At 69.4% G+C, this 11,058-nt stretch carries 11 protein-coding genes; 1 reads left to right on the plus strand and 10 read right to left on the minus strand.

Annotated elements, in window-relative coordinates:
• Positions 1-3: 3 nt before the first annotated feature.
• The 10 genes from ACFVJS_RS21745 to ACFVJS_RS21790 form a co-directional block, all read right to left on the minus strand.
• A complete protein-coding gene (locus tag ACFVJS_RS21745; protein WP_378884773.1) occupies positions 4-828 on the minus strand; it encodes an NAD-dependent epimerase/dehydratase family protein in 825 nt (274 codons plus the stop codon).
• Positions 825-1,874 carry a TRAP transporter substrate-binding protein gene (locus tag ACFVJS_RS21750; protein ID WP_378884776.1) on the minus strand — a complete coding sequence of 350 codons (1,050 nt, stop codon included), beginning with the start codon at positions 1,872-1,874 and terminating at the stop codon, positions 825-827. Before ACFVJS_RS21750 ends, ACFVJS_RS21745 begins: the two co-directional genes overlap by 4 nt.
• A gap of 37 nt (positions 1,875-1,911) precedes the next feature.
• Positions 1,912-3,207, minus strand: coding sequence for a TRAP transporter large permease (locus tag ACFVJS_RS21755; protein WP_378884779.1), 1,296 nt, complete (start codon positions 3,205-3,207; stop codon positions 1,912-1,914).
• A 26-nt stretch (positions 3,208-3,233) separates the two neighbouring features.
• Positions 3,234-3,758, minus strand: coding sequence for a TRAP transporter small permease (locus ACFVJS_RS21760; RefSeq protein WP_378884782.1), 525 nt, complete (start codon positions 3,756-3,758; stop codon positions 3,234-3,236).
• The gene (locus ACFVJS_RS21765; protein ID WP_378884784.1) at positions 3,755-4,954 is read right to left on the minus strand and encodes a hypothetical protein; all 1,200 of its coding nucleotides are present in this window, start codon (positions 4,952-4,954) and stop codon (positions 3,755-3,757) included. The genes ACFVJS_RS21760 and ACFVJS_RS21765 overlap by 4 nt, the downstream gene beginning before the upstream one ends.
• Before the next feature lie 137 nt (positions 4,955-5,091).
• Positions 5,092-6,369: a glucarate dehydratase family protein gene (locus ACFVJS_RS21770; RefSeq protein WP_378884787.1), complete on the minus strand. Its 1,278-nt coding sequence runs from the start codon at positions 6,367-6,369 to the stop codon at positions 5,092-5,094.
• The gene (locus tag ACFVJS_RS21775) at positions 6,366-6,761 is read right to left on the minus strand and encodes a universal stress protein (RefSeq protein ID WP_378884790.1); all 396 of its coding nucleotides are present in this window, start codon (positions 6,759-6,761) and stop codon (positions 6,366-6,368) included. Before ACFVJS_RS21775 ends, ACFVJS_RS21770 begins: the two co-directional genes overlap by 4 nt.
• Positions 6,762-6,786: 25 nt before the next feature.
• Positions 6,787-8,325, minus strand: a complete 1,539-nt coding sequence (locus ACFVJS_RS21780) for a tripartite tricarboxylate transporter permease (protein ID WP_378884792.1) — start codon at positions 8,323-8,325, stop codon at positions 6,787-6,789.
• A gap of 12 nt (positions 8,326-8,337) precedes the next feature.
• On the minus strand, positions 8,338-8,868 hold the full coding sequence (locus ACFVJS_RS21785) for a tripartite tricarboxylate transporter TctB family protein (protein ID WP_378884793.1): 531 nt from the start codon (positions 8,866-8,868) through the stop codon (positions 8,338-8,340).
• Positions 8,869-8,897: 29 nt separating this feature from the next.
• Entirely contained in the window at positions 8,898-9,893 is a 996-nt protein-coding gene (locus ACFVJS_RS21790; protein ID WP_378884796.1) for a Bug family tripartite tricarboxylate transporter substrate binding protein, read from the minus strand.
• Positions 9,894-10,008: 115 nt separating this feature from the next.
• Between ACFVJS_RS21790 and ACFVJS_RS21795 the strand changes: the two genes are divergently transcribed.
• Entirely contained in the window at positions 10,009-10,920 is a 912-nt protein-coding gene (locus ACFVJS_RS21795) for a LysR family transcriptional regulator (protein ID WP_328529402.1), read from the plus strand.
• Positions 10,921-11,058 lie beyond the last annotated feature (138 nt).

Raw genomic sequence — 11,058 nt, forward strand, 5'->3', positions numbered from 1 at the left:
GGCCTATTTCTTCTGGTGCTCACCCAACGGGGTGAAGCAGAACTTCCCTCCGGCCAGTCGCTCCTCGGGCCCTTGCGGTTCGTCGTCGATCCCGTCGCCGAGGATCTCGGCTGCGAAGACCTCGGAGTCGTCCTGCGGGTGGTAGCCGATCGCCTCGCCCGCCTCCAGCGACCACCAGTTGCGGGTGTTGCGGGAGATGCCCCACACGACCCGGAAGCCGGGCTCGGGGGTGGCCAGGCAGGCCTCGAGGAGCCGCGCGCCGTCGTCGGGCGACATCCACGTCCACAGCGAGCGGCGGTCCCACGGCTTCTCGAAGCACGAGCCGATCCGCAGCGCGGTCACGTCGATGCCGTAGCGGTCGTGGAAGAGCGAACCGAGCGCCTCCATCGCGACCTTGCTGACCCCGTAGTAGGTGTCGGGTCGGGGGAAGGCATCCGCAGGAAGCCCGCCCTGCGGCGCACCGTCGATCTCGTAGAAGCCGGTCGCGTGGTTGCTCGAGGCCAGCACGACACGGCGGACCCCGGCGTCCCGAGCGGCCTCGAGGACCACCCGGGTGCCGTCGATGTTGGCCGAGAGGATGTCGTTCCAGGGGGCCTCGACGCTGATGCCGCCGAGGTGGATGATCGCGTCCACGCCCTCGCAGGCGGCTCGCATCGCCGCCTCGTCGGTCACCGACGCCTCGATGACCTCGACCGACTCGCCCGCGGCGGGCTCCTCGGGACGTACGACGTCGAGGAGGCGCAGCACCCGGCCCTCTCGGGCGAGCCGGGGGCGCATCAGTCGTCCGACGCCGCCGTTGGCGCCGGTGATCAGGACGGTCTCGCTCATGCGGTGCGCAGCTCCTCGACGGCGTCGATGTAGGTGCCGAGGTCGGCGCCGTGCTTGTCGATGACGGACTTGGTCGCCTCGCGCCACGGCGCGAGGTCGGTGATCTCGTTGATGGTGACACCCTCGCCGCGCAGCTTCTCCAGGTCGGCCTCGACCTGGGCGTCCCACTTCTCGCGCTGGAAGGGAGCGGCCTCGTCGGCGGCCTTCTGGAGGGCCTCCTGGTCCGCGGAGTCGAGCCCGTCCCAGGTGTCCTTGTTGATGAGCAGCACCTCGGCGACGCGCATGTGCCGGTCGAGGGTGTAGTTCTTCGCGACCTCGTAGTGGGAGGCCGAGTAGTAGGACGGCTCGTTGTTCTCGGCTCCGTCGAGGAGTCCGCTCTGCAGCGAGCTGTAGACCTCGCCGTAGTCCATCGGGGTGGGGGAGCCGCCGAGGGCCTTGATGAAGTCGATCTGGACCTGCGACTCCTGCACCCGGATCTTGAGCCCCTTGACGTCGGCCGGCGCCTTGATGGGCTTCTTGGAGGTGTAGAAGCTGCGGGCGCCGGGGTCGAAGTAGCCCAGGCCCTTGAAGCCCGCGCCTTCGACCTCGCCCAGCAGCTTCTTGCCGCTCTCGCTGTCCAGGAAGCGCCACAGGTGGTCGGCGTCGTCGAAGAGGTACGGCAGGCTGAACAGCCCCATCGCGGGCACGAACTCGCCCATCGGCGCCGAGCTGATCCGGGTCATCTCGATCGAGCCCATCTGCACCTGCTCGATCGCGTCGGACTCCTCGCCGAGCTGGGCGTTGGGGTAGACCTGGATCTTGATCCGGCCGTCGGTGTACTTCTCGGCCAGCTCGGCGAACTTCTTGTCGCCCAGGGTGGTCGGGTAGTCGTCGGGGTGGGTCTCGGCGAGCTTGAAGGTCTTCGAGCCGCCACCTCCGCCGCTGCCGCGCAGCGACCCGCCGCCGCAGGCACTGAGGGCGAGGCCGCCGGCGACCGCTGCGGCACCGAAGGCGCCGGCCTTGAACAGAGATCGCCGGGCGACCGGCTGGGGGGATGTGGTGTTCATGGTTGGTTCCTTTCGATGGTGACTACTTGTCCTGGACTCATTGACCCAGCGCGTCGGGGAGGGCAAGAGAGAAGAACGGGACGTACGTGATCAGCAGCAGGACGATGAGCATCGGGATGAGGAAGAGTCCGACGGTCTTGATGACCTTCTCGATGGACGTACGCCCGATGGCGCAGCCGACGAAGAGGACGTTGCCGACCGGCGGGGTGATCAGGCCGATGGCCAGGTTGAGGACCAGCATGATCCCGAACTGGACCGGGTCCATGCCGAGTCCGGTGGCGACCGGCAGCAGGATCGGCGTCATGATCACGATCAGCGGCGCCATGTCCATGATCGCGCCGAGCGCGAGCAGCAGCAGGTTGATCAGCAGCAGCACCACGACGACGTTGTCGGAGATGCCGAGCAGTGCGTCAGTGGCCAGCGCCGGCACCTGCAGGAAGGCCAGGAAGTAGCCGAAGGCACCGGCCGCGGCGATGATGAACAGCACGACGCCGAGGGTGCGCAGGCTGCTCTGCAGGATCGGCACCATCGCCTTGACTGGCAGGTCGCGATAGACGAAGAAGGTCAGGACGAAGGCGTACAGGCAGGCGATCGCCGCCGACTCGGTCGCGGTGAAGACGCCGCTGAGGATGCCGCCGAGGATGATGACGGGCATGAGCAGGCTGAGCAGCCCATCGCTGATGATCTTCGGGACGTCCTTGAGCGGGACCAGCTCCTCCTTCGGGTAGCCGCGCTTGACCGCCAGGATGTACGCCAGGGTCATCAGCGCCGCGCCGAGCAGGATCCCGGGGAGGATGCCGGCGGTGAACAGGGCGCCGATCGAGACGCCGCCGGCGGCCATCGAGTAGATGATCAGGTTGTGGCTCGGCGGGATCATGACCGCCTGGGTGGCGCCGGAGACGGTGACCGCGACGGCGTAGTCGGTGTCGTAGCCGCGCTTCTTCATCATCGGGATGGTCACCGAGCCGATCGCGGAGACGTCCGCGACCGAGGAGCCCGACAGTGCCCCGAAGAAGGTCGAGGCACCGATGTTGACCATGCCGAGGCCGCCGCGGACCCAACCGACGAGCAGACCGGCGAAGGCGATCAGGCGACGGGAGATGCCACCCGCGCCCATGATCTCGCCGCCGAGGATGAAGAACGGGATGGCCAGCAGGGCGAAGGTGTCGAGACCGGCGACCATCCGCTGGCCGACGACGGTCAGCGGGAGGCCGATGTAGAGCGCCTCGAAGAGGGCGGCCAGGGCGAGGGCCAGGGCGACGGGAATGCGCAGCAGGATCAGGACGACGAAGCTGCCGAGCAGGATGGCGATGGCAAGGGGATCGATGGGCATGGGGGAGTCCTTCGGCTTTCGGCGGCTCAGCCGATCTCGGCGGCATCGTCAGGCTCGGCGTAGCGCTGGGTGCTGATGCCGAAGGCCTGGAGGACGGTGTAGAGGAGGAGCATGGCGCCGGCGACCGGCATCATGAGGTAGAGCACGCTGCGGGGGAGCCCGGTGCCGGGCAGGGTCGCGGCCTGGGCGTCGACGACGAACTGGCTGCCCTGGACGATCAGGAAGAGTCCGAAGCCGAGCAGCAGCACCTGGACGACACGGTCGATCACCGACCTGAGGGTCGCCGGGAACCTGTCCACCAGGAACGTGACGGCGATGTGGGCGCCCTCGCGGAAGCCGATCGTGGCGCCGAGGAAGCCGACCCAGACCAGCAGGATGCGTGCGCTCTCCTCGCTCCAGCTCGGAGAGTTGCTCAGCACCTCGCGGCTGAACACCTGCCACAGCACGATCAGCAGCGTGGCGACCAGGCACAGGATGCAGAAGGTCTCGAAGACCGTGTCGACCGCGCGCCAGGCGCGCTTGAGCGTTCCGCTCTCGCGGGAGGTGTTCATGCCGTCAGTCCGTCCTCGTCTCGGCGGTGGTGGGGGACCTCGGTCGCCTGGGCGAGCAGGTGCTGCCTGTCCGCGCCCGCCAGACCGAGGTGGTAGAGGTGGATCTGGTCGATCCCGGCATCGACCAGCGCCCGCACATGGCCACCGAAGGTGTCCTCGGTGGTGGGCGGGAGAACCGTGACGTACGCAGCGGCCGCCGCCCTGCCGTCGACCGCCTCGACGAGCCGGCGCCCGGTCTCCACCGAGGCCTCGGTGGTCGGCCAGCAGAAGGAGACGACCAGGTCGACGTCGTCGGCAGTGGTCGGGGTGAGCCCAGGGCTGGCTCCGGTCGCCCAGGGGTCGGGCTGGGCGTGCACCGCGATCTCGACGACGTCGGGCGCGGCCTCACGGACGGCCGCGATCACCCGGTGGCGGAGCTCGTCGGCAGCGGCGTGGCGGGACTCGAGGATGGTGTCCAGGATCTTCGCGTCCACGGTCGTGTCGCCGCCGGCTGCGCCGGTCGCGGCGCGCAGGGCGGCGACGGTGGTCTCGGCGTCGAGCCCGCGGCCGGCCCAGTCCTCGCGGCAGGCCGGGCAGCAGCAGATGGAGAGCAGCTGCTGGGTGGCGGCGTCGTAAGCCCCGTCGGTCTTCTCGTGGTGTCCGCCGTGGCCGAACCCGAGCTGGCCGCACGCCTCCAGGATGGCCGTGGTCGTGGGGGTGTCGCGGACGGCCTCGGCGGCGAGGGTCTCCGCGTAGCGGCGGACGTCCTCGTGGCGGGCGCAGAGCGCGTAGGGGTAGGGCTCGTCCCAGCAGTTGACGACCGCGAGGTCAGGGTTGGCCTCGCCGAGCCGTGTCGAGTGGGTCAGCACGATCCAGGCGGCGACCTCGAAGCCCGCCTCGGTCAGGATGGCGGCGGCCTCGCCGTAGGGGTCCTCCGCGGCGACCCAGGTCGCTGCGGGCGGGACCAGGCGGGCGCCGTCCCAGGCCTCGGTGCGCACCGGCCGGTAGAGAGCCGCGCTGCGGGCCTCGACGATCCGGTGCTCGGGGTGGAGCGGGGTCGCCGCGCGGGTGGTGTGGTACGCCGCGGCGAGGGCGACCTTGGAGACGCCGAGCCCCCGGGCGCGAGCGGCGAAGTCGGGATCGCCGATCACGTCCCAGGGGTAGGCGTAGGCGACGACCGGTATCGTTCCGGTCCCGCCTGCATCGATCTGTGTCACCGGTGGAAGCTCCTGGCTCGTCGTTCTGTGGCCGTGGCCACGTGTGGCCCGTGTCACAGGAGACTGTCAGGATTGGTGATTCATGTCCAAGCCGAATATCGCATTAGACGATGCACTGAGAGCATCGTCATGCGGGTCTACCAGCGCGACGTGTTCGGCGTGAAATCAGGCTCGAACGTACGCATGTAAACCGTGTCCTCGCGGCGCCGGACGCCGCAGCCGAGGTACTGCTCGTGCAGCTCGCCGAGCAGGTCACGGTCGAGCTCGACGCCCAGGCCCGGACCCGTCGGCACCGCGACCGCACCATCGGCGAAATCGAGCACCCCGGAGCGTACGACGTCCTGGGTCTTCCAGGGATAGTGGGTGTCGCAGGCGTAGGTCAGGTTCGGGGTCGCGGCGGCCAGGTGGACCATCGCGGCCAGCGAGATGCCGAGGTGGGAGTTGCTGTGCATCGACAGTCCCATCCCGAAGGTGTCGGTGATCCCGCCCAGCAGCGCCGAGCGGCGCAGCCCGCCCCACAGGTGATGGTCGGAGAGCACGATCTGCACCGCGTCGACGGCGATCGCCGGTTTGAGGTGCTCGAAGGCGATCACGCACATGTTCGTCGCCAGGGGTACGTCGGTGCGGGCGGCGACCTGCGCCATCCCGTCGATCCCGGGGGTGGGGTCCTCGAGATACTCCACGACGCCGGCGAGCCGCTCGGCGACCTTCACCGACGTCTCCGGCGTCCACGCTCCGTTGGGATCCAGGCGCAGCGGCAGGTCGGGGAAGGCGTCGCGGAGCGCCTCGATCGCGGCGCACTCCTCGTCGGGATGGAACACCCCGCCCTTCAGCTTGAGCGAGCCGAAGCCCCAGCCGTCGACCATCCGCCTGGCCTGCGCGACGATCTGGTCGGGGTTCAGCGCCTCGCCCCAGTCGTCCGCGGGCTGCCCGGGGTGGCCGGCCCACTTGTAGAACAGGTAGCCGCTGAACGGCACCCGGTCGCGTACCGCGCCGCCGAGCAGATCACTGACCGGCCGGCCCGCCTCGCGGGCGACCAGGTCGAGGCAGGCGACCTCGAAGGGGGAGTAGACGGTGTCGACCGCCGAGGACACGTCGAGCATGCCGCCGAAGGAGGCACCGGCCCCGCCGGTCTCCTTGCCGAGCACGTCGACGACGAGCCGGCGCAGGCCATGGGTGTCGTAGGGGTCCAGTCCTGGCAGGGCGGCGGCGACGGCATCGAGGCGGGCGAGATGGGTCTCGTCGGCGTACGTCTCGCCGAGGCCGACCAGACCGGTGTCGGTGTGCAGCTCGATGATCGCGCGCAGCGCCCACGGCTGGTGGACACCGACCACGTTGAGCAGGGGCGGGTCGGCGAACGCGACCGGCGTGACGACGACCTTCGAGATCCGGCTGCGGTTGGGACCGGAGGTCATGCGGTCGGCTTCACGGCGAGGACGGGCACGCTGGCGTCGAGCAGGATGCGCTGGGCGTCGCTGCCCAGCAGGGCCTTGCCGACCGGGGAGCGGCGGCGCAGCCCGATCACGATCAGCCGGGCACCGGTCGAGGCCACCAGGGCCTCGAAGGTCTCCACGATGTCGGCGCCGTGGGTGGTGTGGTCGACGCGGGCGCTCACGCCGGCCTCGGTGGCGCGGGCCACGAGCTTCGCGGCGGTGGCCTCGTCGACGAGGTCGGCGTCCACGGTGGCGCCGCGGCGCGGGCTGTTGACGATGACGACGTCGTCGCCGCGCGCGGCTGCCTCGGCCAGGCCGGCCTCGAGGGCCGCCTCACCTACCGGTGTGGGGACGTAGCCGATCAGGATGGTCATGGGTGCCTCTCTCAGCGGGTCGGGCTCAGCGGGTCGGGGTGTCGACGTGGTCGCGGTCGGCCGGGGCTGCGGCGACGGCGGCGGCCTTGCGCCGGGCCAGGATCGCCTTGGCCGCAGGCCAGAGGGCGACCAGGACGAAGGCGGCCAGGATGGTTCCGGAGATCGGACGGGTGAAGAACCCGGTCGGGTCGCCGTCGAAGATCAGCATCGAGCGACGTACGCCGTCCTCGACGATCGAGCCGAGGACGAAGGCGAGCACCATCGGGCCGGGCTCGAAGCCGACCTTCTTCATCAGATAGCCGATCAGGCCGAAGACGATCATCACGAAGATGTCGAAGGTGGAGTTGTTGATCGTGTAGACGCCCAGGATCGTGATCAGCGCGGTGATCGGGGCCAGGATCGCCGGGCGTACTCGCAGGATGCGGACGAAGATGCCGACCAGCGGGATGCTCAGCACGAGCAGGATCAGGTTGCCGATGTACATCGAGTTGATGACGCCCCAGAACAGGTCGGGACGCTCGTCGACCAGCTGCGGTCCGGGGGAGATGCCGAGGATGAGCAGGGCGCCGAAGAGCATCGCCATCGACGCGTTGGCCGGGATGCCGAGGGTCAGCAGCGGGATGAACGAGGAGGTCGCGGCGGCGTTGTTGGCGGTCTCCGGGGCCGCGACGCCCTCGATGGCACCGCGCCCGAAGCGCTCGGGGTTCTTCGAGATCCGCTTCTCCGTGGCGTACGCGGCGAGGGAGGACATCACCGCGCCACCACCCGGCAGCACACCGAGGACGAAGCCGATGAGCGAGCCGCGGCCGATCGCGCCCGAGGACTGCTTGAGGTCCTTGCGGGAGGGCCAGATGTTGGCGACGGCGGCAGGAACGTGGGGTTTCCCGTGGCGTTCCTCGAGGTTGTAGAGGATCTCGCCGACGCCGAACAGACCCATCGCGACGACCACGAAGTCGATACCCTCGGTCAGCTGCAGGCTGCCGAAGGTGAAGCGCTCGGCCCCGCTGAAGCTGTCGCGGCCGATCGTGGCCAGCAGCAGACCGAATGCGGCCGCGATCATGGCCTTGAGCTTGTTGCCGTTGCCGATGGTGGCGACCAGCAGGACGCCGAGAAGGGCCAGGGCGGCGTACTCCGGGTCACCGAAGCTGAGCGCCCACCCGGCGATGAGCGGCGCCACCAGGGTCAGGCCGAGGATGGAGACGGTCGCACCCACGAAGGAGCCGATCGCGGCGATGCCGAGGGCTGTGCCGGCCTTGCCCTGCTTGGCGAGGGCGAAGCCGTCGAAGACGGTGACGACCGAGGAGGCCTCGCCCGGCAGCCGGAGCAGCACCGAGGTGATCGTGCCGCCGTACTGGGCGCCGTAGTAGATGCCCGCGAGCATGATGATCGCGGAGACCGGGTCGATGCTGTAGGTGATCGGCAGCAGGATGGCGATCGTGGCCGCCGGCCCGAGGCCGGGGAGCACGCCGATCAGCATGCCGATGAGCACGCCGATCAGGCAGTAGAGCAGGTTCTGCGGTTCGGTGACGAGCCCGAAGCCGTCGAGGAATGCGTTGACGTCCACTGGGGGCTCCGCTCAGAACAGGTGGGGCAGCGGGATGCGCAGCCCGTAGAGGAACAGGAAGTAGAAGGCGGCGACCGTGACGACCGAGGTGATGATCGTGCTGCGCCAGGACTCGCCGCCGAGGAACCTCAGCCAGACGACGCACAGCAGCAGCGACGGGATCTCGAAGCCGATCAGGGGCATCAGCAGGGCCAGAGCGATGAAGGTCACCAGACCGACCGCGGGGAGCACGCTGGAGCGCGTGAACCTCTCGGTGTCGGTCAGCCGGCGGCCGACGACGAGCAGCGCCGCGGCCATCAGCGCGATCGCGATGCTGACCACGAACGGCCACAGACCGGGCCCGGGCTGACGCAGCGACCCCAGGCCGTAGCCGTAGGCGAGCACTGCGCCGCCGATGCCGAGGACGAGGGCGACGAGCGCCCCCACCACCTGGTAGGCCGGTCCGCCCGCGGGAGGCCGTTCCTCCTCCAGGTCGTGGGCCACCTCGGCCTGGATCTCGGCCAGGATGTCCTGGTCAGGAGACGGGGTACGTTCGTCGCTCATCGTCATGCCTTCGTCGTGTGGGGCGGGGGTCAGCTCGCGCCGAGGTCGAGACCGTACTGCTCGACCATGTCGGCGAACCGCTTCTTGTCCTCCTCGAGCTGGGTCACGACCTCGTCGCCGGAGATCTCCATCGGGGTGAGGCTGTTCTGCTCGTTGAAGGCCTGGTACTCCTCGGTCTTGAACGTCGCCTGCATCGCCTCGGCGATGGCGTCCTTGACGTTGTCCGGGGTGCCCTTCGGGACGGTCATGAAGCGGTACTGCGCGACCTCGACGTCGAGACCCTGCTCCTTGGCGGTCGGGACGTCCGGCAGGTAGTCGACCCGTTCGGGGCCGAAGACGCTCAGCGGCGTCAGCTTGCCGGACTCGATGTTCTCGATCGCTTCGCCGACCTGGATGCACGCGGTGTCGACCTGGTTGCCGAGCACCGCGGTCAGGGCCGGCGCGCCGCCGTCGAACGGCACGGCCTCGGCGTCGACGCCCGCGGAGGCGTACGTCAGCCCGCAGGAGAGCTGGGCGCCGGTGCCGACGCCGGTGGTGCCGTAGGTGACCTTCTTCTTCGCGGCCTTGATGTCGTCGAGGGTCTTGAAGCCGCTCTTCGGGCCGGTGACCATGACATAGTCGTCGCGGGAGACGCCCTGGACGACGTCGAAGTCGTCGAGGTTCGTGACCTCGTCCTCGCTGACGGCCAGCGGGGTGATCGCGAACAGGGAGGCGTTCTGGATCGCGATGGTCTGACCGTCCGGCTTGGTCTTGGCGACCTTGTTGGCCGCCAGCGCGCCGTTGGCGCCTTCCTGGTTGATCACCGGGAAGGAGGCGCCGAGCTCGTCGGAGAGACCCTTGGAGACCGCCCGGCTGATCAGGTCGCTGGACCCTCCGGCGGAGGCGCCGACGTACATCTCGACGTTGCCGGAGGGGTACTCCTCGCCGCCGCTACCACCGCCGGCGGTGTTGGAGACACCGCAGGCGGAGAGGGCCAGTGCCGCGACGCCGGCGGTCGCGGCGAGAAGGTGGGTGGTCGTACGCATCGTTGCTCCTAGTTCCGTCGTGTGACCACCGACACTAAGAGTCTTGGCGATACCGGTCCAAGCCCGTTTCAGCATGGAGTGTTCCACCTGGTGCATCGTGGTCTACGCTGGCGCCATGATCACGCTCGACCAGGTGCGTTCATTCGTCGCGGTCGCCGAGGAGCTCCACTTCGGGCGAGCAGCCGAGCGCCTGCGGATGACCCAGCCGCCGCTGTCTCGACAGATCCAGAAGCTGGAGAAGGCCGTCGGGGCGCAGCTCCTCGAGCGGGACAACCGCAGGGTCGCCCTGACCGGTGCCGGAGCGGCCTTCCTCGACGAGGCGTACCGGATGCTCAACCTGGTCGAGAGCGCGGGTGACCTGGCCCGTCGCGTCGACGCCGGTGCCGCCGGAGTGGTCCGGCTCGGCTTCACCGCGGTCTCGGCCATCTCGATCCTGGGGCCGCTGCTGCGGCGGCTGACCGTCGAGCTCCCCGATGTCGAGGTGCGGCTCTCCGAGCGCGTCACCCTCGCCCAGGTCGACGGCATCCGTCACGGTGAGATCGACATCGGCCTCGCCCGCCCGCCCTTCGACACCGAGCTCCTCTCCTCCCGGGTGATCTCCCGCGAGCCACTGATGGCGGTGCTCCCGCAGGGCCACCCGCTGGCCGACATCGACCGCCCGCTGACGCCGCAGGACTTCGAGGGCCAGCCCGTCATCGGCTACCACCCGCAGCAGTCCCGCTACTTCCACGAGCTGTCCGTACGCTTCCTCGCCAACGCCCACCCTCGCATCGAGCAGCGCGTGCACCAGGTCCTCACCGCCATGCTCCTGGTCTCCGCCGAGCGTGGCGTCGGCTTCGTCCCGGTCTCGGCGAGCTCGCTGCACGTCGAGGGCGTTGTCTTCCGTCCCCTCGAGCACGGTGGGGGAGACACCCGTCTCGACAAGGACCCGGAGCGGCCGGTGGAGCTGCACGCGATCTGGGCGCGGGGGTCTGTGAGTCCTGTTGTGCGGCGGGTGCTCGATGTGATCATCGAGGTGAGTCGGTAGGTGGTTGGAGCGGCGTGACTTGCTCGGGCCGCTCGTTCTCGAAGGCTGGTGGCCGCCGACCCGTTACGGAGGGTGTTCTCGACGAACCCCGGAGTCAAGGCGATGTATCGAGCTTGTCGAGATGACGGCCTTCGGCCG

The organism is Nocardioides sp. NPDC057772 (genome assembly GCF_042798075.1).
Taxonomy (GTDB): domain Bacteria; phylum Actinomycetota; class Actinomycetes; order Propionibacteriales; family Nocardioidaceae; genus Nocardioides.